The following is a 26,366-nucleotide window of genomic DNA, read 5'->3' on the forward strand; positions in this document are numbered from 1 at the left end:
GGCTCAGGCCTGGTCCGGAGCGGTCGGGTTCGCGTTCTCCTCGCGCAGTCGGGGAACCGTGCGTCGCTCAGGGCGCAGCCCGGCCTTGTCGGCGTAGAACGCGCGGATCCTGTCCATGTCGCCGGCGACATCACCGGTCAGCTCGAGCGTCGGGCCGAGGCCCGTCGTCATGGTGGTGCGATCGACGAATCCCAGGGTCACCGGCATCCCGGTCTCGCGAGCGATCCGGTAGAAACCGGACTTCCAATACTCGTTGCCGCCGCGGGTGCCGTCGGGGGTGATGACGAGCCCGAAGACGTCTCCGGCATGCACCTGGCTCACGACCTCCGCCACGACACGGCCAGGATCGGCTCGATCGACCGCGACGCCGCCGATCTTGCGCATGATCGGGCCGCGCCACCCGCGGAACAGGCTCTTCTTGCCGAGCCAGTGCACGTCGATCCCGAGGCGCCAAGCGATCGCGAGCATCAGGACGAAGTCCCAGTTCGAGGTGTGCGGGGCTCCGATGAGGATCGTCGGTCTCGTCGGCACGGCATCGTGGCCGACCAGAGTCCAGCGGCTGAGTGCCCAGTACAGGCGAGCGAGGAAGCGTCGGAGCATGCCTCAACCGTAGGCGATCAGGGGCGCGGAGCTGCAGTTCGGAGCCACGCCCGCGAGACGGGCGTACGATCGAGGGATGAAGAAGACGCAGCAGCCTGTGACGGAGCAGGAAGCACCCCTCGGGTTGCAGCCCCTCCCGGACGCTCTGAACCTTCTCGACGCCGATGCCGTCGGCTACTGCAGCGGCGGCGTCTGCCACTTCCCTGCGCCGAAGACGCAGTAAGCAGCAGCCGCCGCCACCGGGTGGTCGGCGAACGGTGGTCAGTGCCCGCCGTGGAAGTCGCCAGCGTCGTCTGCGGGCTTGCGGACGAACGGGCTGAGAGCGACGGCCGCAAGCGAGATGATCGCCGCGATGAGGAACGCCATGCGCGCACCGGGAGCTCCGGCCGTTGCCGTCGTCAGTCCCTCGTTCTCACCCGCATGCAGGATCGCCGCGTAGGTGACGGTGAGCAACGCGACTCCCGCCGCACCACCCACCTGCTGCAGCGTGTTCAGGACCGCGGAGCCGTGCGAGTACAGCGAGCGCTGCAGTGATCCGAGCGACGCGGAGAACAGCGGGGTGAACGACATCGCGAGTCCCACCGACATCGCGGCCTGCACGATGATCAGCACCCACCACACGGTGTGCTCGCCGACCGTCGAGTAGTAGAACAGCGCCGCCGAGACCAGGATCGTGCCGGGGATCAGCAGAGGGCGCGTGCCGCGGGCGTCGTAGACCCGACCCATCACCGGTCCGAGCAGACCCATCAACACGGAACCCGGGAGCAGGATCAGGCCCGACTGAAGCGGGTTGAGGCCTGCGACATTCTGCAGGTACTGCGGGAGCAGCGTCAGCGTTCCGAACATCGACAGCGCGAGGATCGTCATGATGATCACCGAGAACGTGAAGTTGCCGGAGCGGAACACGCGCAGGTCGAGCAGTGCGTCGTCCACACGCTGGAGCAGCAGCTGACGCCATACGAAGAGCGCGAGCGACACCGCACCGACAGCCAGCGCGATGATGCCCGTCGTCTCTCCCGATCCACCTTCGCCGCCGAACTGGCTGAGGCCGAAGACGATGCCGCCGAAACCGAGCGCTGCGAGGGGGATCGACAGGACGTCGAGCGGGACGACGCGGGTCTCTCCGAGGTTCGTCATCCACTTCGCACCCATGAAGAGGGAGATCAGCGCGATGGGCAGGATGATCGCGAACAGGGCGCGCCAATTCAGCGTCTCGAGCACCGCACCCGCGAGAGTCGGTCCGAGCGCCGGGGCGAGCGAGATGACCAGGCCGACTCGGCCCATCATGCGTCCGCGCGACTGCGGGGGGACCACGTTCATGATCGTGGTCATCAGCAGCGGCATCATGATGCCGGTTCCGGCCGCCTGGATGACGCGACCGACCAGGAGGATCGTGAAACCGGGGGCGATGAGCGCCACGAGGGTTCCCAGCGAGAACGACACCATCGCGGCGATGAAGACCTGGCGGGTGGTGAAGCGCTGGAGGATGAATCCGGTCGTCGGGATGACGACGGCCATCGTCAGCATGAACGCGCTGGTCAGCCACTGGCCCAGCTCGGGCGGGATGCCGAGATCGACGTTGAGGTGCGGAATCGCGATCCCCATCGTCGTCTCGTTCAGGATGGCGACGAAAGCCGCGACCAGCAGGAGCCAGATCACGCGCATGTCGGAGCGTGAGATGGTCCCTGCGGGAGTGGGGGTCGTGATCGAACCGGTGTCGACAGCGGACATGCGGCCTCCTAGGCACAGAAGAGAGGGAGGAAGGTGCGCGAGAGTTCGCGAGAGTCTTTCAGCGTAACCATAGGGTCGGACATTTCATTCCGGTTTCGTCCGATTCCGCCGACGGCAGACGGAGGAACCCCCGAGTCCGGGGGCATGACTACGCTGTCGACATGAGCATGGGCGGCGGAATGGGTGGCGGTCGCGGCGGGTTCCGCGGCGTCGATGAGAGCGCACAGCGAAAGCTCAACGCGGAGGCACCGCGCATCAGCGGTCTCGGAGCCCGCGTCATGACGCTGTTCCAGGCCTATCGCACGCGGATCCTGTTCACGGGCGTGCTTGTCGTCGTCGGCGCGGCGATCGCCGTCATCCCGCCGCTCATCGTGCAGCGCATCTTCGACGATGCGCTGTTCCCGGTGGCCGGGGGTGGCCCGCACATCGACCTGCTGATCTGGCTGGTCGTGATCATGGTGGCGCTGTTCCTGTTCTCGGCGGCGCTCGGCGTCGCCCAGACGTGGCTGACCTCCACGGTGGGCAACAGCGTCACCGGAGACCTCCGGGTGCGGCTGTTCGAGCATCTCCAGGCGATGGAGCTCGGGTTCTTCACCCGCACCAAGACCGGCGTCATCCAATCTCGGCTGCAGAACGACGTCGGCGGAGTGTCAGGGGTGCTCACCAACACCGTGACCAGCATCCTCGGCAACGTGGTCACCGTCATCGCCTCACTCGTCGCGATGATCCTGATCGACTGGCGCCTCACGCTCATCGCCGTCATCCTGATGCCGTTCCTCGTCATCGTGCAGCGTCGCGTCGGCCAGGTGCGTGCACGCATCGCAGGAGAGACGCAGGAGTCGCTCTCCGAGCTCACCTCCATCACGCAGGAGACGCTCAGCGTCTCGGGAATGCTGCTGTCGAAATCATTCAACCGGCAGCGCACCGAGTCCGAGCGATACCAGGCCGAGAACCGCAACCAGGTGAAGCTGCAGGTGCGCAGGGCGATGAGCGGACAGGGGTTCTTCGCGGTCGTCCAGGTGCTCATGGCGAGCGTCCCCGCCGTGATCTACCTCGTATCGGGCTACCTGATAGCCGGTGGGGCAGGGGCTATCACCGCGGGCACCGTCGTCGCCTTCACGACCGTGCAGGCGCGACTGCTGCAGCCGCTCATGGGGCTGATGCGCGTCTCGCTCGATCTGCAGACGTCCTCGGCGCTGTTCGCCCGCATCTTCGAGTACCTCGACCTGGTCCCGGAGATCGAGGACGCGCCGGATGCGATCAGCGTGCGCGATGCTCCGGGGCCGCGGGGGCGCATCGAGTTCGCCGACGTCGTGTTCCGGTATCCGGACGCGTCTCCCGACGCCCGTCCGACACTCCAGGGCATCTCTTTCGTCGCAGAGCCGGGGCAGCACGTCGCGTTCGTGGGTCCCTCCGGTGCCGGCAAGACGACGGTGCTCTATCTGGCCCCGCGTCTGTATGAGGTGCATGGGGGAGCGGTGCTGTTCGCCGGCGCCGACGTGCGAACCCTCACCCAGGAGTCGATCATCGACGACGTGGGCATCGTGTCGCAGGAGACGTACCTCTTCCACGCCACTATCCGCGAGAACCTGCTGTACGCGAAGCCGGAGGCGACGGAGGAGGAGCTGATCGCCGCCTGCACCGCCGCGAACATCCACCACATCATCGTGGGGTTCGAGCACGGCTACGACACGGTCGTCGGCGAACGCGGCTACCGTCTGTCCGGGGGCGAGAAGCAGCGCATCGCGATCGCGCGGGTGCTGCTGAAGGACCCGCCCGTGCTCCTTCTCGACGAGGCGACCTCGGCTCTGGACACGGTCTCGGAGCGCGTGGTGCAGGTCGCGCTCGACGAGGCGGCGCGCGGGCGCACGACCCTGTCGATCGCGCATCGACTCTCGACCGTGATGGGTGCCGATGTGATCCATGTGCTCGAGGCGGGACAGATCGTGGAGTCGGGTACCCACGCCGAGCTTCTCGCCCGCGGAGGGCTCTACGCCGAGTTGGCGGCTGAGCAGGTGGCGGCGTCGCAGGTGCTTGCGACCGAGACTGCGGTGGAGCAGGCGGTGACGGGAGGCGCGGCTGCGGCGCTCACCGAGCGGCGGGCGGACCGGGCTCCCGTGGACTCGGCCGGCGCCGACGCGGTCGCCGCGCTCACTGCTGCGGTGCCTTTGCTGAACACGCCCCGTGCGGATGCCCGCGTGTACCCCGACGAGAGCTGACCCCCGCGCCCGTGCGGGTCAGTGCACCGACAACCCGCCGTCGACGAACAGCGAGTGACCGGTGATGTAGCCGGAACCCGCGCCGGCCAGGAAGACGGCTGCGCCGGCGAAATCGCTCGGCAGACCGTTGCGACCGATCATGGTCCGCGCCGCCAGCGCCGCGACCTTCTCCGGGTCCTCCTGCAGACGCGCGTTCAGCGGGGTGAGCACGAAGCCGGGGACCAACGTGTTGCTGGTCACTCCCGTGCCGCCCCAGGCTTCAGCCTCGGAGCGCATGAGGGATTCGACAGCGCCCTTGGAGGCGCCGTAGATACCGCTGGAGACGAACGCACGGTGCGCCTGTTGCGAGCTGATGTGGATGAGTCTGCCGAAGCCGCGCTCCGCCATGCCCTGTGCATAGCGCTGGCCGAGCAGGAACGGGGCGAGGGCGTTCACGGTCATCGTCGCGTCCCAATCCTCCTCGGTGATCTCGGCGTAGGCGGGGCGGATGTTGATACCAGCGGAGTTGACCAGGATGTCGGGCTCGCCGAACGGTTCGGCCGCTGCCTCTGCCACGGCGTGGATGCCGGCGCGCGTGCTCAGGTCGCCGACCACGCCGGCCGCGCGGCAGCCGTGCTCCTGCAGCTCGCGCACGGTGTCCGCGATGCGCTCCTCGCCTCGGGCGACCACGACGGTCGCGGCGCCCGCACGGGCGAGGGCTGTGGCGATGCCGCGCCCGATCCCGGAGCTTCCGCCGGTGACGACAGCGGTGCGGCCCTTCAGCGAGAAGAGGTCGGCCAGGTAGTCGTTCATGGATGTCCTCGAGGGGTTGAGCGGGTGAGGCAGGGCGTGCCGGTCACCAGGCGAGGGCGGCGGCGAGCGTGGGGTCGGGAGACGAGTCGGCGTACTCCGGGAGAGCGCGGAGCTCATCGAGGAAGGCATCGACCTCCGCCGCGTACGCGGGGTCGTCGTGCGTCACGGCGATCTCGAGCAGCGGCGGGACATCCATCGCGATGATGAGGTCGAGCCGCGCCGTGACGGCCGCGCGGGCACCGGCCTCACGCAGCACGCGGATGCCGCCGCGGAGCGCGGTGAGGTAGTCGCGCAGCACGGGCAGCTGCGCCTTGCCCTGCGTGATCGAGGTGCCGTCGGCGCGGATGCGCCAGTGCACCACGATGTCGGGGATGACATCGAAGGTCCGTGCCCGCGTGTACATCCGCTGGGCGACGATCTGGTCCTCGTACGCGACGTCTTCGGGGAAGCGCAGGTCGTGCCAGAAGTCCGTGCGGCTGACCTTCGACCACGCGACGATGTTGGCCGAGGCGTTCGGGTGCTGCAGGATCGTCGTGCGCCGACGCTCCGGGTCGGTCGCAGCGGCCACCCAGGGCTGCACGCGTCCGGCGACATAGGAGTCGTGGTGCGGGCGGGAGCGCACGTATGCTCCCGCCACGAAATCGCTTCCCGTCTCCGCCAGTGTCCCGGTGAGGCGGGCGAGCGCCGTCGGGGTGAGTTCATCGTCGCCGTCGAGGAAGCCCAGGTACGGGCTGTCGACCAGTTCGAGCGCGACGTTGCGGGCCGCACCGAGACCACGGGAGGCCGCGTGCCGGACCACCGTGAACCGCTCATCGGTGGCAGCTGCCTCGGTGAAGATCGCTCCTGTCGCATCCGCCGAGCCGTCGTCGACCAGGATCGCGCGCCATCGCGTCTCGGTCTGTGCCTGCAGCGAAGCGATGGCGGCGGGGGCGAACGGGGCGATGTCACGCCCGGGAACGATCATCGTCAAGAGCGGATCGGATGCAGTCACCAGCCGATTCTATGGCCGTATCGTCAGCCCGAGACCGCTCGCACGGAGTCCGCGACCAGCGCGGCCAGATGCTCGGGCGCATCGTCCGGCAGCGGGACGCGCCCGAACGTGAAGCGCACCGACGTCTGCGCGATCTCCGGAGCGATGCCGCAGGCGAGCAGCACGTGCGATGGCTCGTCGCTGCCCGCGGCGCACGCGGATCCGCTGGATGACACGATGCCGCGTCGTTCGAGTTCCAGGAGCACGGCCTCACCGCTGGTGCCGGCGAACGTGAAGCTGGCCGTCCCGGGAAGCCGGTGCTGCGGGTCGCCGGTGAGCGCCGCGGAGGGGATCCGGGCGCGCACTTCTGCGATGAAGCGCTCGGTCGCAGCACCGACGCGGGCGGTGACGGCCGCCCGCTCCGCCTCGGCGAGCTGCAGGGCGGTGGCGAGGCCGACCGCGCCCGCCACGTTCTCGGTTCCTGAACGTCGCCCCCGCTCCTGGCCGCCGCCGTGCAGCAGCGGTTCCATGGCCACCCGGCCCCGCACCGCCAGGGCGCCGATACCTTTGGGTGCGCCGAGTTTGTGCCCGGCGATCGAGATCGCGTCCACCCCGAGTTCGTGCAGATCGAGCCATCCCGCTGATTGCACGGCATCGACATGCAGCGGCACACCGGCGGCACGGGTCACGGCGCTGAGGGCAGCGAGGTCCTGGACGGTGCCGATCTCGTTGTTGGCGTGACCGAGCGACACGACCGCCGTATCGCTGCGGAGAGCGGCGGCGAGGGCTTCGGGGGAGATGCGCCCGAGCGAGTCGACGGCGACGTGCGTGACGGATACGTCGTGGAACCGTCGCAGGTACTCCGCAGACTCCAGGATCGACTCGTGCTCGATCGGCGAGACGACGACGTGGCGTCGGTCACGCGCGAGCGCCGCCAGGGTGATCCCCTTGACCGCCAGGTTGTTCGCCTCGGTGCCGCCCGCTGTGAAGATCACATCACCGGTGCGCATCCCTATTACCGCGGCGATCCGGGTACGGGCATCCTCGAGAGCGCTCGCCGCGGCCTCGCCGGTCGTGTGATGACTGGAGGGATTGCCGAACACCTCGGTGAGGTAGGGGCGCATCGCCTCCAGCACCTCCGGACGCACCGGAGATGTCGCGGCGTGGTCGAGGTAGAGCACTAGGAGATCCGCATGTCCAGTCCGAGGTCCAGAGCCCGTGCGGAATGCGTCAGCGCTCCGACCGAGATCACATCGACGCCGGTGCGGGCGATGTCGCCCACGGTGTCGAGGTCCACGCCGCCGGATGCCTCCGTCGTCGCCCGCCCGCCGATCAGGGCGACGCCTGCACGCAGATCCTCGAGCGAGAAGTTGTCGAGGAGCACGGTGTGCGCTCCGCCGTCGAGCACCGAGGGGATCTGGTCGAGCCGGTCGACCTCGACCACCACGTGCACCGTGTGCGGGAGGCGGGAGAGCGCATCGCGCAGTGCTGTGGCGAGATCGGCGCCGGAGCGCGCGATCACGGCGAGGTGGTTGTCCTTCGCCATCACGGCGTCGGACAGCGAGTAGCGGTGATTGCGGCCTCCGCCCGAGAGCACGGCGTGACGCTCGAACGCGCGCAGTCCCGGTGTCGTCTTGCGGGTGTCGACGATGCGCGCCTGCGTACCCTCGACCGCGGCGACGTATGCGGCAGTGAGAGTCGCGATGCCGCTCATCCGCTGCACGAAGTTGAGTGCGACGCGCTCCGCGGTGAGGATGCCGCGGGCCGGCCCCGAGACCGATGCGAGCACGTCGCCGGGGACGAAGTGGTCGCCGTCGCCGACGTGCTGGTCGACGGTGATCGAGGCGTCGGTCAGGGCGAACGCGGCGGCGAAGACCTCGCCGCCGCTGAACACACCGGATTCGCGGGCCACCAGGTCGGCGGTGGCGGTGGCGTCGGCAGGGAGCAGCGTCGTGCTGGTGAGGTCGCCCCAGGGGGCGTCTTCCTCCAGCGCAGCTCCGACGACGCGGGTGAGAGTGGCGGCGGTGAGCATCAGACTCCGATCAGAGCGGGTTCGCGGAAGTGGGCGCCGACGGACTCGGTGCGTCGCAGGGCAGCAGACACCGTCTCGTCGGCGAGGAGCAGCAGATTGGCGTCCTCGTGGTCGGCCACGCTGTGAGAGGCGTCGAGCCCGGCGCGCCAGGCGCGGATCACCTCCCGCGCGTGTGCCAGACCCTCGTCGGTGCGGAGGAGTCCGACGTGGTCCCACATCAGCTGCTGCAGTGCGGCACGGGAGAAGGGGAGCGCAGCGAGGTGGTTCGACGGCAGGATGTCGTCGCGCCAGGCACGTACCGGCGTTGACGCCGTCGCGGGAGCTGGCGCCACCAGGGCCGCAGCCGCCCTGGCTCCGAACACCGCACCCTCGAGGAGCGAGTTCGACGCGAGACGGTTCGCGCCGTGCACGCCGGTCCTGGCGACCTCTCCCACGGCGAAGAGACCGGGGATGCTGGTGCGCCCGTCGAGGTCGGTGACGATCCCGCCCATCAGGTAGTGCGCCGCGGGCGTCACGGGAATGGGCTCACGAGCCCAGTCGAATCCGCGTTCGCGGGTCACGCGGTCGATCGTCGGGAAGCGCCTCGCCAGCATCGTCGTCCCCAGCATCGTGGCATCCAGCCGCACCGGAGAGCCCTGCGCTGCAGCCTGGCGTGCGATCGCGCGCGACACGACATCGCGGGGAGCGAGCTCACCGTCCGGGTGCACGTCGAACATGAACCGTCGCCCGTCGGAGTCGATCAGGGTCGCGCCCTCGCCGCGCACGGCTTCCGAGATCAGGAATGCGGGCGAGGAGTCGAGGATGGTGGGGTGGAACTGCACGAACTCCAGATCGGCCACCGCCGCACCGGCGCGGAGAGCAGCGGCGATCCCATCGCCGGTCGTGCCCGCCGGGTTGGTCGTGTGGGCATAGAGGTGTCCGGCGCCTCCGGTCGCGAGGATCACGGCATCGGCGTCGAGTTCTCCGCTGGCGCCGTCGATCAGGGTGCGGATGCCGCGGGCGACGCCGTCGACGATCATGAGGTCGACCAGGAACGCCTCTTCGACGATCGTGATGTCCGTGTCGCGAACGGCGTACGAGAGGGCACGTGAGATCGCCGCCCCGGTGGCATCGCCACCGGCATGCACGATGCGCGCGTGGCTGTGCGCCGCTTCCCGCCCGAGCAGCAGCTGTCCGTCGGGGGAGCGGTCGAACGCCACACCGCGGGTGATCAGTTCGGCGATCCGCGCCGCTCCTTCCGCCACCAGGATCGACACCGCGGCCTCATCCGAAAGACCGGCGCCGGCATCCATGGTGTCTCGCGCATGCCGTTGCGCGGAGTCGCCCGCGCCGTACACCCCGGCGACGCCGCCCTGGGCGAAGCCGGTGCTGCCGTCTCCCAGCGCGCCCTTCGTCACAAGCGTGACGACGTGGCCGGACTCGTGCGCGTGCAACGCGGCGGTGAGTCCCGCGATGCCCGAGCCGACGACGATGACGTTCATCGCGTGCTCGCCGCCGCGGGGGTCCGGGGAGCATCCACGACGGGCGGCTTCGCTGCCAGCATCCGCTCCAGGGCGACCCGTGCAGGATCGGCCACATCAGCCGACACCGTGATCCGGTTGGGGGTGCGGCCGGCGACCAGCTCCTCCAGCGTCCAGGCGAGATACCCGGGGTGGATGCGGTACATCGTGGAGCACGGGCACACGACCGGGTCGAGGCAGAAGATCTCGTGCTGCGGGTACTGCGCCGCGAGTCGACGGACGAGGTTGATCTCGGTCCCGATCGCGAAGGTGGTCGGCTCGGTGGCGCCGTCGATCGCCCGGCGGATGTAGTCGGTGGACCCGGCCTCGTCGGCGGCGTCCACGACCTCCATCGGGCACTCCGGATGCACGATCACCCGCACTCCGGGGTGTTCGGCGCGTGCCTGATCGATCTGGCCGACCGTGAACCGGCGGTGCACGGAGCAGAAGCCGTGCCAGAGGATCACGCGAGAGTCCTGGAGCTCCTCGGCGCTGGAGCCGCCCAATGCGCGGCGGGGGTTCCACATCGGCATCTGCTCGAGCGGCACTCCCATCGCCTTGGCGGTGTTGCGTCCCAGGTGCTGGTCGGGGAAGAACAGCACCCGGCGTCCGCGGGCGAACGCCCATTCCAGCACGGTCTGCGCGTTGGACGAGGTGCAGACGATGCCGCCGTGCCGCCCGACGAAGCCCTTGATCGCGGCGGAGGAGTTCATGTAGGTGACGGGGATGACCGGCACGCGCCCTTCCGCATCGACGGCGTCGAGGTCGCCCAGCACCTCGGCGAGCTGCTCCCAGCACTCCTCGACCTGATCGATGTCGGCCATGTCGGCCATGGAACAGCCCGCAGCGAGGTTCGGGAGGATCACGGCCTGCTCGGGCCCGGACAGCAGGTCCGCGGTCTCTGCCATGAAGTGCACGCCGCAGAAGACGATCGCCTCGGCATCCGGCCGGCCCTTCGCCGCGGTGGCGAGCTGGAACGAGTCGCCGACGTAGTCCGCGTGCCGCACGACCTCTTCGCGCTGGTAGAAGTGGCCGAGGATGACGACGCGGTCGCCGAGGGTCGCCTTCGCGGCGCGGATACGCTCGTGGAGCTCCTCCTCATCGGCCTCGCGGTACGCGGAGGGGAGCTCGCCCTGGCGGGGAGAACCGGTCGGGATGACGTCGCCCATCGAGGAGCCGGGGCCGTATCCGGGACGCACGTCGAAATCCCAGGGGCCTGCAGCGAGGTCGGTGCTGCAGGTGGCGTCGGTCGACGCTCCGGTGACGATCGCCTGGATCGCGTGATCGACGGAGGCATCGATCGCAGGAACCGCGGGAGTCGGGACGAAGGTGATGCTCATCGGGTGCTCGTTTCTTCGGAACCGAGCGGGCCGCGGTCGGCCAGCTCGACATCGGTGTTGTAGCGGTACAGACGTGCAGGTCGGTGGCTTCCCGTGCGGAAGCGGTCGGTGGGGATGAGATTGCCGGTGGACTCGACCTGGCGGCGGAAGTTCGCTGGGTCGAGGTGCTTGCCGAGAATGGCTTCGTACGCCTCACGGAGGTCGGCGAGCGTGAACTCGGCGGGGAGGAAGCCGTGCGCGACGCGGCTGTAGCCGACCTTGTTGCGCAGTCGCCACAGCGCGTACTCGATGATCTTCGCGTGGTCGAAGGCGAGAGGGGGCAGCGCGTCGATGTCGAACCATTGCACGTTCTCGGGAGCGCGTCCTGAGGCGAGGTGGGCGGCGCTCTGAGCCATCACGTCGTCTTGACGAAGGAGTGCCCAATAGACGAGGGAGACCACACGTGTGGGGGAGCGGTCGACCGCTCCGAATGCGTAGAGCTGCTCCAGGTAGCTCGGTGCGAGTCCGGTGGTCTCGGCGAGTGTGCGCGCGGCGGCGTCGACAGGCGATTCCGTACGGGTGAGCCATCCACCGGGCAGCGCCCACCGGTCAGCGAAGGGTTCCCTCGTCCGCCGCACGAGCGGCAGCGCAAGCACCGGTTCCTCCTCCGCCGACGCGCGCAGCGTGAGGATGACCGTCGAGACGGCGACACGGATGCCACTGGTTTGGGTCATTGATACCTTAACCTCCGAGAACGATCTTAGTGTCAACGTGACAATTAGTGCACCTTCATGACGTCGATCGCCGTCGAGTCCGAAACGTTATCTCTCCGGGGCGGCGGGGCTTGTTCCCCCGTTCCGGGTTTGTTAGGTTACTGTCCTAACAAACCCCTTCGCGGCGTTCCGACAGGTGCACGCCGGAGGGGCACCCGGTCACCACCCCTGGAGGCCGGCCTCCCTTCGGGAGATATCCCTCCTGCAGTGCAGCACCGAGAGGAAACAGAAGAATGAACCGAAACGGCAAGCGCAAGATCGCGCTCACCGCCATCGCGGGGGCCTCCGTCCTCGCACTGGGCCTGACCGCCTGCGGTACCGCTGAAGGCGGCGAAGCGAGCGCATCCGGATTCGACCCGGATTCCGCGAAGGGACAGGACATCACGTTCTGGGTGATGGGTGGCGACACCCCGGAAGAGGCGCGCGAGTACCTGGTCGACGCATACGAAGAGGCGACCGGCGGCACACTCACCATCGAGCAGCAGGACTGGAGCGACGCCCTCACCAAGCTGACCAACCAGCTTCCCGACGCCAAGAACACTCCCGATGTGACCGAGATCGGCAACACCTGGTCGCCGACCTTCACGACCGCTGGCGCGTTCAGCGACCTGAGCCCGATCTACGAGGATCTCGGCGGCGATAAGCTGCTGAGCTCCTTCGTCGAAGTCGGTGAGGTCGACGGCAAACAGTACGCGTTGCCGTACTACTTCGGATCCCGATACATCACCTACCGCAAGGACATCTGGACCGCCGCTGGTCTTGAGGTCCCCAAGACGCTCGACGAGTTCAGCGAATCGGTCAAGACGCTCCGCACCGACGCTCAGTCGGGCTTCTACATCGGAGGTCAGGACTGGCGCAACGGAATCTCCTGGATCTTCGCGAACGGCGGGGAGCTGGCGAAGAAGGACGGCGACAAGTGGGTGTCCACTCTGTCCGACCCGAAGTCCATCGCAGGTCTCACGCAGTTCCAAGACATCTTCACTGGCGCCTCGAACGCGCCGGCCACCGAGGACGACTCGACGCCGTGGATCAACATCAACAACGACAAGAGCGGTGCGGCTCCGACTGCGGCAACGATCATCGCCCCGGGATGGGCGCACTGGTCTGTGGGTGACTACACCGGCGACAACGACGAGGGAGCCGAACTGCGCGAGTGGAACGACGACACCTTCGGCGTGTTCCCGCTTCCGGGCCTCGAGGAGGGGTCGGTCGCACCGGTCTTCGCGGGCGGGTCGAACCTCGGCATCTCGGCCAAGAGCGAGAATCAGGCGGGTGCCAAGGAACTGCTGCGGATCATCTACTCGGACGAGTACCAGGCCCTCCTCGCGAAGAACGGCCTGGGCCCGGCGAACGTCGACTTCGTCAGCGATCTCGGCGATGACCAGTTCGCCCAAGCGCTCGTCGACTCGGCGCTCGGCTCGAAGCTGACGCCGGCGGCGCCTGGTTGGGCGGCCGTCGAGGGCAAGAAGATCCTGGAGGAGTTCTTCGGCAAGGTGGCCGAGGGCGGCGACATCGCAGAACTTGCGAAGGAGTACGACGCCAAGATCGACGTCATCATCAACGGTTGATCACCAGCGTGGGGGTCGGGTCCGCCCCGGCCCCCACGCGCATTCTCAGACAGGCAACGCGCGTATGACCACCACAGATGAATCCCTTTCGCCCCCCGACCGCAGAGGTCGCTCGACCGATACTGATCCGTCCGTGCGGCGGGCCGTGCTGGCACCGTACCTCCTGATCGTCGGCGCCGTGCTCGTGCTTCTGCTCGGCATGGGGTATCCCGTCGTCTGGCAGATCATCACGTCGTTCCAGAAGTACGGTGCACTGCAGCAACTCGGTGGCAAGGCGCCGGACTTCGTCGGGCTCGACAACTACATCGCCATCGCTCAGGACGGCACGTTCTGGGCCGTGACGTTCCGGTCTGTGCTCTTCTGCCTGGTGACGGCGTTCGCCACCATCGTCGTCGGCGTGCTCCTCGCGCTGCTGATGACAAAGGTCCACGCTGCTGCCCGCTTCACCCTGCAGATCGCGCTTCTCTTGGCGTGGGCCATGCCGGTGATCGCCGCCATGACGGTGTTCATCTGGCTCTTCAACCGTCAGCGCGGCGTCGTCAACTACCTTCTCAGCATGATCCCGGGTGTCGACATGAAGGGCTTCAACTGGATCGGCACCACACCGCTGCTGTTCTTCGTCGTGGCCTCGATCATCATCATCTGGATGTCGGTGCCGTTCGTCGCGTTCTCGGCATACGCCGGACTCACACAGGTCAGCGGTGAGGTTCTCGAAGCCAGTCAGCTGGACGGCGCGAGTGCCGTGCAGCGGTTCCGCTTCATCGTGTTTCCCGTGATCAAGCCAGTGATTGCGATCGTCCTTCTTCTGAACCTCATCTGGGATCTGCGCGTCTTCGCGCAGATCACGCTGTTGCAGGACGCCGGGCCGAAGTCGACGGACTACGACCTCCTCGGCACCTACATCTACAAGACCGGTGTCGCCGGTCTTGATTTCGGAGCCGGAGCAGCGATGTCGATCTTCGTCCTCGCGCTGACGATCGCTCTGAGCTGGTTCTATGTGCGCAGCCTCATCAAGGAGGAGGGAAAATGACTGTCACCGCCACCCGCCCTGCTGTCGTCAAGAGCGCCGGTCGCGTCGCCGTCAGCGCAGACGGGAGCCGCATCCCGATTCGTCGCCGCAAGCTCCGCCTCGGCACCTTGCTGCTCAGCATCCTGGCACTGTTCATCGCGGTCGTCTGGGCGTTCCCCGTCTACTGGATGGTCAACTCGTCCATGCTCTCGACGGCCACCCTCGAGTCCTCCACTCCGACGTTCTTCCCCGTCGGCGGCTCGTTGTCGAACTTCGAACGAGTGCTCACGCCGTCGTTCTTCTCCGCACTCGCCGTCAGCGTCGGAGTGACGCTTCTCTCGGTCGCCGTCTGCCTGACCTTCGCGTTCCTCGCATCCATCGCCATCAGCCGATTCAAGTTCCGCGGTCGGGTCTCGTTCATCGTGACCATCCTGCTCATCCAGATGCTCCCCGCCGAGGGGCTGTTCATCGCGCAGTACAAGATGATGGCGAGCTTCGGTCTGCTCAGCAACGTGCTGGGACTCAGCATCCTGTATGTCGCGGCGGTCGTGCCGTTCACGATCTGGATGCTGCGCGGCTTCGTCGCCGGAGTCCCGGCGGAGCTCGAGGAGGCGGGGATGATCGACGGGCTCAGCCGGACGCAGGCGTTCGTGCGCATCACCCTGCCGCTGCTGGCACCTGGGCTCGTCGCCTCCGGCGTGTTCGCGTTCCTGCAGTGCTGGAACGAGTTCACTGTCGCTCTGGTGATCATGGAGAACAACCGGACCCTGCCGCTCTGGCTGCGCGGGTTCGTCCAGCAGAGCGCCACGCAGGCCATCGATTGGGGTCAGGTCATGGCGGCCTCGACGATCGTGGCGATCCCGGTGATCATCTTCTTCGTCATCGTTCAGGGGCGCATGACGAGTGGGCTCGTCGCCGGCGCTGTCAAGGGCTGAGCGCCACCCGCTAGACTGGTCCCACAACTGAAGACAGGCCGAATGACCCACGCGGGAGAGCCCTGGTGAACGCAGCCGGGCACCGAAGGAGCAAGCCTCCCCGCCAATCTCTCAGGTAACGCGTACCGCGCGGTTCCGGCCACTCTGAAAAGCGATTCCGATGTCTCGGGATCCGCCGACGGTGAAAGCCCTGCCCCCGTGCACAGGCGAAGCTCTCAGGCCTATGACAGAGGGGGAGTTCCTCGGATCGGCGATGTCGCCGCTCCGCCCGTCCACATCCGGGAGAACTCCATGTCCGATCCCCGCTACACCCCGCTGCGCGAGCGCCATGAGGCGCTCGGTGCGTCGTTCACCGACTTCGGCGGCTGGCAGATGCCCGTGCGTTACACGTCCGACCTGGCCGAGCACCACGCGGTGCGCCAGGCGGCCGGGCTTTTCGACATCTCGCACATGGCCGAGTTTCTGGTCACGGGCGAGCACGCCGCCGATTTCCTCGACTTCGCACTCGCCGGTCGCATCTCCTCGATGCCCGTCGGGAAGGCGAAGTACTCGCTGGTCCTTGCTGACGACGGCGGGATCATCGACGACGTCATCGCGTACCGGCTCGCCGAGGACCGCTACCTGGTCATCGCCAATGCCGGCAACCGCGGTTTCGTCGACTCCGCCTTCGCCTCGCGCGTCAGGGACTTCCCTTCGATCCCCGAGCGAGAGCTGCCCGCCCGCGCGGAAGGCGAGGAGCGCAGCTTCGCAGGATTCCTCGGCGATCGCGGCGTCGACGTGGAGGACGTGTCGGACTCGTACGCGCTGCTCGCGGTGCAGGGACCGACCGCGGCCGCCATCGTCGCTGCGACGGAGGGGATCACCGATGTCAGCACGCCGTGGGCGGAGCAGAAGTACTATGCGTGGGCCGATGCCTCTTTCCTCGGCGAGCCGCTGCTGATCGCCCGCACCGGATACACGGGTGAGGACGGCTTCGAGCTCCTCGTCCGCGCAGAGGATGCCGTCGCCCTCTGGGATGCCGTGTCGGTCGCGGGGGAGGGCCACGGCCTCGTCCCCGCCGGACTGGCGGCACGTGACACGCTCCGCCTCGAGGCGGGCATGCCCCTGTACGGCCACGAGCTCAGCCGCGAGACGAAGCCCTCGCAGGCAGGGCTCGGCCGCGTGGTGGCCGCCGACAAAGAGCGTTTCGTCGGCAAGGACTCCGCGCCGGCGTCCGCCGATGCCCCGGTGCTCGTCGGCCTCGCCGCCGAAGGCAAGCGCGCCGGTCGCGCCGGTTATGCGGTCGTCGCCGAAGACGGCACCGTGCTGGGCGAGATCACCAGCGGTGCCCTCAGCCCCACCCTCGGCCACCCGATCGCGATGGCCTACGTGACTCCTTCTTCCGCGGAAGAGGGAACCGCAGTATTCCTGGATGTGCGGGGGACGAAGATCCCCGCGACCGTGACCGCCCTGCCTTTCTACCGGAGGACCAAATGACCGACCTCAACGCACTGCGCTACACCGAAGAACACGAGTGGATCGCCGCTGGCCCTTCGACAGGCTCAGGGACCCAGACCGTGGCCATCGGGATCACCGACTACGCCGCAGAGAAGCTGGGCGACGTCGTGTTCGTCGAGCTGCCCGCTGTGGGCACCGAGCTCACCGCCGGTTCCGTGGTCGGCGAGATCGAGTCGACCAAGTCGGTGGGCGAGCTGTACGCGCCCGTCGCGGGAACCGTCGTCGAGATCAATGACGCCGTCGTCGACGACCCCTCGCTCGTGAACGCCGAGCCGTTCGCCGGCGGATGGCTGATCAAGGTGTCCGTCGCGGCGGGTGCGCTCGACGGACTGCTGGACCGCGACGCGTACGTCGCGCTCACGGAGGGCTGATCCAGAAGTGGTCTCTTTCGCCGATCGTCACATCGGACCCACCGACGCTGCACAGCGCACCATGCTGGACGCACTCGGGGTCACCTCTCCGCTCGAGGATGGGAGCCCGGTCGACGCGCTCATGCGCCAGGCCGTGCCGTCCGCGATCTTCACCGACGCAGGGGAGTCCGTGATCCCGCGCGCTGCCAGCGAGACAGAGGCGCTCGCCGAGCTCCGTGCGCTCGCCTCGCGCAACGCGGTGAACCGGCCGATGATCGGCCTCGGGTACTACGGCACGATCACCCCGCAGGTGATCCAGCGCAACGTGCTCGAGAACCCTTCCTGGTACACGGCGTACACGCCCTACCAGCCGGAGATCTCGCAGGGACGCCTGGAGGCGCTCATCAACTTCCAGACCATGGTGTCCGAGCTCACCGGGCTGTCGACGGCGAACGCCTCGATGCTCGACGAGTCGACGGCCGTGGTCGAGGGCATGCTGCTCGCCCGTCGCGCCTCGAAGTCGACGTCGAACGTGTTCGCGGTCGACACCGACGCTCTCCCGCAGACCAAGGCCCTGTTGGCCACACGCGCCGACGCCGTGGGTATCGAGCTCGTGGCGGTCGACATCGCGGCAGGTGAAGAGCTCCCGGCGGAGCTGTTCGGTGTGTTCGTGCAGTACCCCGGCGCATCCGGCAACGTGTGGAACCCGTCGGCCGTGATCGACGCCGCGCACCTCGTGGGCGGGCTGGCCGTCGTCGCCGCCGACCTGCTCGCGCTGACGCTGATCGCCTCGCCAGGCTCGCTCGGTGCCGATGTCGCGGTCGGCACGACGCAGCGTTTCGGAGTGCCGATGGGCTTCGGCGGCCCGCATGCCGGATACATGGCCGTGCGCGCCGGACTCGAGCGTCAGCTCCCCGGTCGCCTGGTCGGGGTGTCGGTCGATGCCGACGGCAAGCCGGCCTACCGCCTCTCGCTGCAGACGCGCGAGCAGCACATCCGCCGCGAGAAGGCCACGTCGAACATCTGCACCGCCCAGGTGCTGCTCGCCGTGATGGCGTCGATGTACGCCGTCTACCATGGGCCGGATGGATTGCGTGAGATCGCGCGTCAGGTGGCCGACAAGACTCTGCGGCTCCGCGATTGGCTCATCGAGGCTGGTGTCGAGGTCGCGCACGACGCTTTCTTCGACACCGTGCAGGTGCGCGTGCCCGGACGTGCGGCGGAGTATGCCGCGCAGGCGCACGACGGCTACGGCATCCTGCTGCACGTCGCGGATGCCGACACGATCAGCATCGCGGTCGATGAGACCACCACTTTCGGCGAGCTGCATCAGGTCGCCATGGTGTTCGGAGGCCAGCAGCAGCGGGCGTTCGGCTGGTTCGAGAGCGGCTCACGTGGCGCCCTGCCCGAGGCGCTGCTCCGCCAGGACGAGTACCTGACACACCCGGTCTTCCACGCCCACCGCAGCGAGACCGCCATGATGCGGTATCTCAAGAGCCTCGCCGACCGTGACTACGCCCTCGACCGGGGCATGATCCCGCTGGGGTCGTGCACCATGAAGCTCAACGCCGCGACCGAGATGGCAGCGATCACGTGGCCCGAGTTCGCGGGCATCCACCCCTTCGCGCCGGCGTCCGATGTGGCGGGCTATCTCGAACTGATCGATCAGCTCGAGACCTGGCTCGCCGAGGTCACGGGATACGACGCGGTCTCGCTGCAGCCGAACGCCGGCTCGCAGGGGGAGCTCGCCGGGCTCCTCGCGATCCGCGGATACCACCTCGCGAACGGCGACGCCCAGCGCACGGTGTGCCTCATCCCGTCGTCCGCGCACGGCACGAACGCCGCCTCTGCGGTGCTTGCCGGCATGAAGGTCGTCGTGGTCGCGTGCGATGAGCTCGGCAACGTGGATCTCGACGATCTGCGTGCCAAGATCGCTGCGCACGCCGAGTCGCTGTCTGCGCTGATGATCACGTACCCGTCCACGCACGGCGTGTACGAGCAGGACGTGGTCGAGATCACCTCCGCGGTGCACGACGCCGGCGGGCAGGTCTACGTCGACGGCGCGAACCTCAATGCGCTGCTCGGCTACGCGCGCTTCGGCGACCTCGGGGGCGATGTCTCGCACCTCAACCTGCACAAGACCTTCGCAATCCCGCACGGCGGCGGGGGACCTGGCGTGGGGCCGGTGGCCGCCAAGGCGCACCTCGCGCCGTTCCTGCCCGCGCACCCGCTCGCGCAGCGCGCGGAGCATGCCGGTGGCTTCGTGTTCGAGGGCGGCGCCGTCTCGGCCGCTCCCTACGGCTCCGCCGGGATCCTGCCGATCTCCTGGGCCTATGTGCGCATGATGGGCGCCGACGGTCTGCGCCGGGCGACAGCCGCTGCCGTCCTCTCGGCGAACTACATCGCGGTGCGGCTCGGCGAGCACTATCCGGTGCTCTACGCCGGCGAGGACGGGCGGGTCGCGCACGAGTGCATCCTCGACCTGCGTCCGCTCAAGGAAGCCACGGGCATCACGGTGGACGACGTCGCGAAGCGTCTGATCGACTACGGCTTCCACGCGCCGACCATGTCGTTCCCCGTCGCGGGCACGCTGATGGTCGAGCCGACCGAATCCGAGGATCTGGCGGAGATCGAACGGTTCATCGAGGCCATGATCATGATCAAGGCCGAGGCGGATGCCGTGGCAGCCGGCCGTTGGCCTGCGGATGACAACCCGCTCGTGCACGCACCTCACACCGCCGTCTCGTTGATCGCGGGGGAGTGGAACCACGCCTACACCCGCGAGGACGCCGCCTACCCTGTGCACGCACTCGTCGCCGGCAAGTACTGGCCACCTGTGCGCCGTATCGATCAGGCGTACGGCGACCGCAACCTGGTGTGCGCCTGCCCGCCCATCGAGGCGTTCGCCTGACGCATACTGCTCGAGCCATGACGGCGCCGTGTCACCTGAGGGTGTGCACGGCGCCGTTCTGCATCGACGGGGTGCGTCGCACGGGGTGTTTCGTACATGTCACATGTTGGTCACCACTCAGTAACGAATGATTAGCCGAGCTCTGCAGGCGACGACCACCGGGTTACGCTCAACTATCCCTACGCGTTCAACGGTGAGCGCGCAGATTGAGTGACAGTCCAGGAGGACAACAAAGTGAAGCGCAACAAGATCGCCCTTGCGGGCACCGCGCTGTTCGCGATCGGCGCCCTGGCGCTCGCGGGCTGCGCGAGTGGTGGCGGAAACGACTCGGGAGACAACGGCGCAGGGTCGGCCGACCCGGATGCCATCATCACCACGAACGGCTCCGAGCCGGAGAACCCGCTGATCCCGACCAACACCAACGAGGTCGGCGGCGGAAAGATCCTCGACGAGATCTTCGCGGGTCTCATCTACTACGACGCCGACGGCAAGCCGGTGAACGACGTCGCCGAGGAGATCACCACCGAGGACCCGCAGCACCTCACGGTCAAGATCAAGGAAGGCCTGAAGTTCACCAACGGTGAGGAGATCACCGCCGACAACTTCATCAAGGCGTGGAACTACGGGGCACAGGCCGAGAACGCCCAGCTCTCCGGCTACTTCTTCGAGGACATCGAGGGCTTCATCAATGACCCGGGCGACCCGAACAACCCCGATGACGACATCTTCGGCGCACAGGGCGACCTCGCCGGCCTGAAGCAGGTCGACGACTACACCTTCACGATCGAGCTCAACAAGCCGGCCTCCGACTTCGCTCTGCGTCTCGGCTACTCGGCGTTCTACCCGCTCCCTGACGTCGCGTTCGAGGACATCGACGCGTTCGGTCAGAACCCGATCGGCAACGGCCCGTACAAGATCGATGGCGACGACGCGTGGCAGCACGACGTGCAGATCGACCTCGTGCGCAACGACGACTACGAAGGCGGACGCAAGGCGGCCAACGGCGGTCTGTCGATCATCTTCTACGCCACGCAGGAGGCGGCGTACGCCGACCTGCTGTCGAACGAGGTCGACGTCATCGACGCGATCCCGACCAACTCGCTCCAGGTCTTCACCGATGAGCTCGGCGACCGTGCTGTGAACCAGCCCTCCGCCGTGTTCCAGTCCTTCACGATCGGACAGTTCCTCCCGCACTTCAGCGGCGAAGAGGGCCAGCTGCGCCGTCAGGCGCTGTCGATGGCGATCAACCGTGAAGAGATCACCGAGACGATCTTCTCGGGCACCCGTACCCCGGCAGCTGACTTCACGTCCCCGGTGATCGACGGCTGGTCCGACTCGGTTCCCGGCAGCGAGGTCCTCGAGTACAACCCCGACGAGGCGAAGAAGCTGTGGGCCGAGGCCGACGCCATCTCGCCGTGGGACGGCGATTTCAAGATCGCGTACAACGCCGATGGTGGACACGACGCCTGGGTCGATGCAGTGAGCAACAGCATCAAGAACACGCTGGGCATCGAAGCTTCCGGTGACCCGTACCCGACCTTCCAGGACCTTCGCACGAAGATCAACGACCGCACGATCACGACCGCTGCGCGTTCGGGATGGCAGGCGGACTACCCGGGTCTGTACAACTTCCTCGGCCCGCTCTACGCGACGGGTGCCGGATCCAACGACGGTGACTACTCGAACCCCGAGTTCGACGACCTCATCAAGGCCGGTATCAGCAACCCTGACCCGGCCGCGCAGATCGAGGACTTCACCAAGGCGCAGGAGGTCCTGTTCCAGGATCTGCCCGCGATCCCGCTGTGGTACTCCAACGTCACCGGTGGCTTCGGTGAGAGCGTCGACAACGTCACGTTCGGCTGGAACTCCGTGCCGCTCTACTACGAGATCACGAAGGCCGGCGAGTAAGTTCTGACGGCACTTCACTGTGAGGCGGTGACGATTCTTTCGTCATCGCCTCACAGGCTTGTGTTCGCGTAGCTTGCTTTCCCCTCGAGAAGGGACAAGCGGATGCTCGGTTATATTCTGAGGCGTCTTCTGCAGGTGATCCCGGTCTTCTTCGGAGCCACCCTGCTCATTTACTTCCTGGTTTTCGCCATGCCTGGCGATCCGATCCTCGCCCTGTTCGGCGACAAGACTCCGAGCCCGGCGGTCGTCGCCCAGCTGCGTGAGCAGTACCACCTGAACGAGCCGTTCCTCGTGCAGTACTGGTACTACATCACCGGCGTCTTCCAGGGAGACCTCGGCACCACCTACTCAGGTCGTCCGGTCTCCACCGTGCTGGCCGCCACGCTGCCCGTCACCGGGCGCCTCGCCGTGATGGCGATCGGTATCGAGTTCGTGCTGGCGATCTTCATCGGCACGATCTCGGCGCTGCGCAAGGGCAAGCTGTTCGACAACTCGTCGCTCATCGTGGCTCTCGTTGCGATTGCGATCCCGATCTTCGTGGTCGCGTTCCTCGCGCAGTACTTCCTGGCGATCCAACTCGGGTGGTTCAAACCCACAGTGGGGGCGGACAACGACTGGGGCGGCCTCTGGCTGCCGGCGATCGTGCTCGGCTTCAGCCTGTACGCCGTGAGCATGCGCCTGATGCGCAGCTCGGTCATCGACACCCTGAACCAGGACTGGGTGCGCACCGCCTACAGCAAGGGTCTTTCGCGCAATCGTGTGCTTCCGGTGCACGTGCTGCGGAACTCTCTGATCCCGGTGATCACGAACTCCGCAACGAACTTCGGAGTGCTGCTCGTCGGCGCCACCGTCACGGAGGGCATCTTCAACGTGCCCGGTGTCGGCAAGACGCTGTTCGAGGCGATCCAGCGCGGCGAGGGACCGACAGTCGTCTCGTTCGTCACCGTGTTCGTCATCCTGTACGTCCTGGTGAATCTGTTCATCGACCTGCTCTACGGTCTGCTCGACCCGAGGATCCGCTATGTCTGACCCCACGACCCAGAAGCACTACGTCGCTCCGGTCGAGACCGAATCGATCGCCGTCGACGCCGTCCGCATCGCCGACAAGCCCAGCAACCTCTGGCGTGACGCGTGGGCTGACCTGCGCCGTCGTCCGTTGTTCTGGTTCTCCGTCGTCCTCGCCCTCTTCTTCCTGATCATGGCGCTCTGGCCGACTCTCTTCACCACGACACCGCCCAACTCGAACTGTCTGCTGGCGAACAGCAACGGGGGCCCGACCGAGGGTCATCCGCTGGGCTTCACATTCCAGGGCTGCGACATCTACGCGCGCATCGTCTGGGGAGCCCAGACCTCGCTCGCAGTGGGACTGATCGCGACGGTGATCTCGTCGCTCCTCGGCCTGATCATGGGAGCACTTGCGGGATTCTACGGCGGATGGCTCGACTCGGTGCTTTCGCGCGTCGGCGACATCTTCTTCGCGATTCCGTACATCCTGGCGGCCGTGGTCGTCATGACGGTGTTCCGTGACTCGCGTTCGGTGTGGACACTCGCGTTCGCGATCGGAGGCTTCGCCTGGGCATCGACGGCTCGTGTCGTGCGCGCTGAGATCCTCCGCGTGCGCCAGGCCGACTTCGTGATGGCCTCTCAGGCACTGGGACAGTCCAAGTTCAAGATCCTCTTGAACCACGTCATCCCGAATGCGATCGCTCCGCTGCTCGTCGTCTCGACGCTCGGGCTGGCGGCCGCGATCGTCGCGGAGGCGACCCTGTCGTTCCTCGGAGTCGGCCTCGGCAGCGACGTGATGTCGTGGGGCTTGGACATCAGCAAGGCGCAGGCCTCGCTGCGCGTCGCCCCGATGGCGCTCATCTATCCGTCGATCGCCCTCACCCTCGCGGTGCTGGCATTCGTCACCCTGGGCGAGCTCATCCGAGACGCCCTCGACCCGAAGGCGAGGGCACGCCGATGAGCGCGCACGTCACTCCACAGGTCCCGTTGCTGAGCGTGCGCGACCTCACCGTCGCATTCCGGACCCAGGAAGGGATGCGAGAGGTCCTGCACGGGGTGAGCTTCGATGTGATGCCCGGCGAGACCGTGGCGATCGTCGGCGAGTCGGGTTCCGGCAAGTCGACGACGGCGACCGCGATCGTGAACCTGCTCCCTGGCACCGGAAAGGTCACGGCCGGATCCGTCACGCTCGACGGACGTGAGCTCACCACGCTCACCCGCCGCGAGATCGAAGGTGTTCGCGGGCGGGACATCGGTTTCGTCCCGCAGGATCCGATGTCGAGCCTCAACCCGGTGTGGAGCATCGGGTTCCAGGTGAAGGAGGCGATCCGTGCGAACGGCATCGCCCAGGGCCGTGATGCTGTCAAGGCACGTACGGTCGAGGTGCTGAAGCAGGCCGGTCTCGCCGACGCGGAGCGTCGTCTGCACCAGTTCCCGCATCAGTTCTCGGGCGGTATGCGTCAGCGGGCGCTGATCGGCATCGGACTGGCTGCCGACCCGAAGCTGCTGATCGCGGACGAGCCGACTTCGGCACTCGACGTGACGGTGCAGCGCGTGATCCTCGACCACATGGCGAGCCTCACACGCGACAAGGGCACGTCGGTGCTGCTGATCACGCACGATCTGGGACTCGCGGCCGAACGTGCCGAGAAGATCATCGTGATGAACGGCGGCAGCATCGTCGAAGCGGGGCCGAGCCGTCAGATCCTCGAGGACCCGCAGCATCCGTACACGAAGCGTCTCGTGGCCGCGGCCCCGAGCGTGGCATCGAAGCGCATCCAGGCGGTGGTGGAGGACCGGGGCATCGAGACGCTCGAGGACCTCGCCGATATCCCGCCGACCGTGCGGGTGGCCGGGTTGACGAAGGACTACAGGATCCGCCAGGGAGGCTTCCGCAGTGAAGCCTTCCGTGCGGTGGATGACGTGAACTTCGAGATCCCGCGGGGCAAGACCCTCGCGCTGGTGGGCGAGTCCGGTTCGGGCAAGTCCACGGTCGCGAAGATGGTGCTCAAGTTGGAGGAGCCGACGAGCGGAACCATCGAGATCGATGGTCAGAACGTGTCGAAGCTGTCGAACGCCCAGGCGTTCGGGCTACGGCGGCGCATGCAGCCCGTGTTCCAAGACCCGTACGGCTCGCTCGACCCGCTGCGCAACATCGGCAGCACGATCGCCGAGCCGATGCAGATCCACGGCGTGGGCGACCGCGCGTCGCAGCGCGAGCGGGTCGAGGAGCTGCTCGATCAGGTCTCGCTGCCCCGCGTGCTGGCGACGCGGTACCCGAACGAGCTGTCCGGCGGACAGCGTCAGCGCGTGGCGATCGCCCGTGCCCTGGCGCTGAAGCCCGACATCCTCGTGCTGGATGAAGCCGTGTCGGCGCTCGACGTGCTGGTGCAGGACCAGGTGCTGCAGCTGCTGGCAGAACTCCAGTCCGAACTCGGTCTGACGTATCTGTTCATCACCCACGACCTCGCGGTCGTGCGAGTGTCGAGCGACCTCGTCTGTGTGATGGAGAAGGGCAAGATCGTCGAGCAGGGAACCGTCGACGAGATCTTCGCCAACCCGCAGCAGGAGTACACGGATCGTCTGCTGAAGGCGATCCCCGGTGCATCGATCACCCTCGGTGGACACTGACGGTGACGGACTCGGAACACTCTGAGGACGCGCGGACGTACCGCGCGTCCTCAGGACCGGCCGCGATCGTCTTGAGCGGCCTTCTGGCGATCTTCCTGCTCGGAGACACCGTTCTGCGCGGCAGCTGGGGTCAGATGCTCCTCATCGCGCCCTGGGTGCTGCTGGGCCTGTGGATCGTCTACGAGATCAGCTTCGTCTCGGCGGTGCGGGTCGATGCCGACGGCGCGTCGGTGCAGAACATGCTCCGCCGCACCTCCTTCGGCTGGAGTCGCGTGCGCGACATCGACTTCCGCTGGCAGCTGGTGTTCTCGCTCGACGACGGCACGGACATCAGCTGCTACGGCGGACCGGCGCGCTCGCGTCCCAACCGCCCCAGCGCGGGTCAGGACGATGCCCGGTCCAAGGTGCCTGCCGGAGTTCGCGACCTCACCGAGATCCGCGACCGGTGGGAATCCGCCGTCGGTGCGGACGCGCCGATCACGCGCACCTGGGACGGACCCGCGTTGATCGCCCTCGGAGTGATCGTGCTGTGGGCTGTCGGCGCGGTACTGATCGCCACCGCCGGCTGACGTCACCCGGGGGAGTGCCGCCTGCACTGTCCGCCCGCCGTGGCGTGA

General features: G+C 67.4%; 22 protein-coding genes and 2 riboswitches. Of the genes, 13 read left to right on the plus strand and 9 right to left on the minus strand.

What is annotated here, in order from left to right; all coding sequences use genetic code 11:
- Positions 1 to 3 precede the first annotated feature (3 nt).
- On the minus strand, positions 4 to 600 hold the full coding sequence (locus MRBLWO12_RS03015; RefSeq protein ID WP_363552556.1) for a 1-acyl-sn-glycerol-3-phosphate acyltransferase: 597 nt from the start codon (positions 598 to 600) through the stop codon (positions 4 to 6).
- Positions 601 to 676: 76 nt separating this feature from the next.
- Between MRBLWO12_RS03015 and MRBLWO12_RS03020 the strand changes: the two genes are divergently transcribed.
- Positions 677 to 823, plus strand: coding sequence for a hypothetical protein (locus tag MRBLWO12_RS03020; protein ID WP_170198113.1), 147 nt, complete (start codon positions 677 to 679; stop codon positions 821 to 823).
- Between the two features lie 38 nt (positions 824 to 861).
- Here MRBLWO12_RS03020 and MRBLWO12_RS03025 read toward each other — a convergent pair whose 3' ends face one another.
- On the minus strand, positions 862 to 2,331 hold the full coding sequence (locus MRBLWO12_RS03025; RefSeq protein WP_363552558.1) for an MDR family MFS transporter: 1,470 nt from the start codon (positions 2,329 to 2,331) through the stop codon (positions 862 to 864).
- Between the two features lie 167 nt (positions 2,332 to 2,498).
- On the opposite strand from MRBLWO12_RS03025, the gene MRBLWO12_RS03030 reads away from it, so the two are divergent.
- Positions 2,499 to 4,550, plus strand: a complete 2,052-nt coding sequence (locus MRBLWO12_RS03030; RefSeq protein WP_363558508.1) for an ABC transporter ATP-binding protein — start codon at positions 2,499 to 2,501, stop codon at positions 4,548 to 4,550.
- An 18-nt stretch (positions 4,551 to 4,568) separates the two neighbouring features.
- Here MRBLWO12_RS03030 and MRBLWO12_RS03035 read toward each other — a convergent pair whose 3' ends face one another.
- From MRBLWO12_RS03035 to MRBLWO12_RS03065, 7 genes are read right to left on the minus strand one after another with little or no spacing between them, the layout of a single operon-like run.
- Complete coding sequence (locus MRBLWO12_RS03035; RefSeq protein ID WP_363552560.1) at positions 4,569 to 5,342, minus strand: SDR family NAD(P)-dependent oxidoreductase; 774 nt, start codon at positions 5,340 to 5,342, stop codon at positions 4,569 to 4,571.
- 43 nt (positions 5,343 to 5,385) lie between these two features.
- Positions 5,386 to 6,333, minus strand: coding sequence for a glycosyltransferase family 2 protein (locus tag MRBLWO12_RS03040; protein WP_363552562.1), 948 nt, complete (start codon positions 6,331 to 6,333; stop codon positions 5,386 to 5,388).
- Positions 6,334 to 6,356: 23 nt separating this feature from the next.
- Positions 6,357 to 7,493, minus strand: a complete 1,137-nt coding sequence (locus MRBLWO12_RS03045) for a cysteine desulfurase family protein (RefSeq protein WP_363552564.1) — start codon at positions 7,491 to 7,493, stop codon at positions 6,357 to 6,359.
- Positions 7,493 to 8,344 (minus strand): carboxylating nicotinate-nucleotide diphosphorylase, encoded by an 852-nt coding sequence (gene nadC / locus MRBLWO12_RS03050; RefSeq protein ID WP_363552566.1) that lies wholly within the window; start codon positions 8,342 to 8,344, stop codon positions 7,493 to 7,495. Before nadC ends, MRBLWO12_RS03045 begins: the two co-directional genes overlap by 1 nt.
- Entirely contained in the window at positions 8,344 to 9,825 is a 1,482-nt protein-coding gene (nadB, locus tag MRBLWO12_RS03055; RefSeq protein WP_363552568.1) for an L-aspartate oxidase, read from the minus strand. The genes nadC and nadB overlap by 1 nt, the downstream gene beginning before the upstream one ends.
- Positions 9,822 to 11,183, minus strand: coding sequence for a quinolinate synthase NadA (gene nadA / locus MRBLWO12_RS03060; protein ID WP_363552570.1), 1,362 nt, complete (start codon positions 11,181 to 11,183; stop codon positions 9,822 to 9,824). The genes nadB and nadA overlap by 4 nt, the downstream gene beginning before the upstream one ends.
- Positions 11,180 to 11,896, minus strand: a complete 717-nt coding sequence (locus MRBLWO12_RS03065; RefSeq protein WP_363552572.1) for an NUDIX hydrolase — start codon at positions 11,894 to 11,896, stop codon at positions 11,180 to 11,182. Before MRBLWO12_RS03065 ends, nadA begins: the two co-directional genes overlap by 4 nt.
- Before the next feature lie 272 nt (positions 11,897 to 12,168).
- Between MRBLWO12_RS03065 and MRBLWO12_RS03070 the strand changes: the two genes are divergently transcribed.
- The 11 genes from MRBLWO12_RS03070 (at position 12,169) to MRBLWO12_RS03120 (ending at position 26,318) form a co-directional block, all read left to right on the plus strand.
- On the plus strand, positions 12,169 to 13,503 hold the full coding sequence (locus tag MRBLWO12_RS03070) for an extracellular solute-binding protein (RefSeq protein ID WP_363552574.1): 1,335 nt from the start codon (positions 12,169 to 12,171) through the stop codon (positions 13,501 to 13,503).
- A 64-nt stretch (positions 13,504 to 13,567) separates the two neighbouring features.
- On the plus strand, positions 13,568 to 14,533 hold the full coding sequence (locus tag MRBLWO12_RS03075) for a carbohydrate ABC transporter permease (RefSeq protein ID WP_363552576.1): 966 nt from the start codon (positions 13,568 to 13,570) through the stop codon (positions 14,531 to 14,533).
- Positions 14,530 to 15,447, plus strand: coding sequence for a carbohydrate ABC transporter permease (locus tag MRBLWO12_RS03080; RefSeq protein ID WP_363552577.1), 918 nt, complete (start codon positions 14,530 to 14,532; stop codon positions 15,445 to 15,447). The genes MRBLWO12_RS03075 and MRBLWO12_RS03080 overlap by 4 nt, the downstream gene beginning before the upstream one ends.
- Before the next feature lie 42 nt (positions 15,448 to 15,489).
- A riboswitch (glycine riboswitch) is annotated at positions 15,490 to 15,585 on the plus strand.
- Position 15,586: 1 nt separating this feature from the next.
- A riboswitch (glycine riboswitch) is annotated at positions 15,587 to 15,684 on the plus strand.
- Positions 15,685 to 15,738: 54 nt separating this feature from the next.
- Positions 15,739 to 16,923, plus strand: a complete 1,185-nt coding sequence (locus MRBLWO12_RS03085; protein WP_363552579.1) for a glycine cleavage system aminomethyltransferase GcvT — start codon at positions 15,739 to 15,741, stop codon at positions 16,921 to 16,923.
- Positions 16,920 to 17,315 (plus strand): glycine cleavage system protein GcvH, encoded by a 396-nt coding sequence (gene gcvH, locus MRBLWO12_RS03090; protein WP_363552581.1) that lies wholly within the window; start codon positions 16,920 to 16,922, stop codon positions 17,313 to 17,315. Before MRBLWO12_RS03085 ends, gcvH begins: the two co-directional genes overlap by 4 nt.
- 61 nt (positions 17,316 to 17,376) lie before the next feature.
- The gene (gcvP, locus tag MRBLWO12_RS03095; protein ID WP_414685503.1) at positions 17,377 to 20,205 is read left to right on the plus strand and encodes an aminomethyl-transferring glycine dehydrogenase; all 2,829 of its coding nucleotides are present in this window, start codon (positions 17,377 to 17,379) and stop codon (positions 20,203 to 20,205) included.
- Between the two features lie 234 nt (positions 20,206 to 20,439).
- Complete coding sequence (locus MRBLWO12_RS03100; RefSeq protein WP_363552585.1) at positions 20,440 to 22,113, plus strand: peptide ABC transporter substrate-binding protein; 1,674 nt, start codon at positions 20,440 to 20,442, stop codon at positions 22,111 to 22,113.
- A 102-nt stretch (positions 22,114 to 22,215) separates the two neighbouring features.
- A complete protein-coding gene (locus MRBLWO12_RS03105) occupies positions 22,216 to 23,142 on the plus strand; it encodes an ABC transporter permease (protein ID WP_363552587.1) in 927 nt (308 codons plus the stop codon).
- Complete coding sequence (locus MRBLWO12_RS03110; protein WP_363552589.1) at positions 23,135 to 24,079, plus strand: ABC transporter permease; 945 nt, start codon at positions 23,135 to 23,137, stop codon at positions 24,077 to 24,079. The genes MRBLWO12_RS03105 and MRBLWO12_RS03110 overlap by 8 nt, the downstream gene beginning before the upstream one ends.
- The gene (locus tag MRBLWO12_RS03115; RefSeq protein ID WP_363552591.1) at positions 24,076 to 25,749 is read left to right on the plus strand and encodes an ABC transporter ATP-binding protein; all 1,674 of its coding nucleotides are present in this window, start codon (positions 24,076 to 24,078) and stop codon (positions 25,747 to 25,749) included. The genes MRBLWO12_RS03110 and MRBLWO12_RS03115 overlap by 4 nt, the downstream gene beginning before the upstream one ends.
- A 2-nt stretch (positions 25,750 to 25,751) precedes the next feature.
- Complete coding sequence (locus tag MRBLWO12_RS03120) at positions 25,752 to 26,318, plus strand: PH domain-containing protein (RefSeq protein WP_363552593.1); 567 nt, start codon at positions 25,752 to 25,754, stop codon at positions 26,316 to 26,318.
- The last annotated feature ends 48 nt before the right edge of the window (positions 26,319 to 26,366 follow it).

The sequence above is a fragment of the Microbacterium sp. LWO12-1.2 genome (assembly GCF_040675875.1).
In the GTDB taxonomy this organism is placed as follows: Bacteria; Actinomycetota; Actinomycetes; order Actinomycetales; family Microbacteriaceae; genus Microbacterium.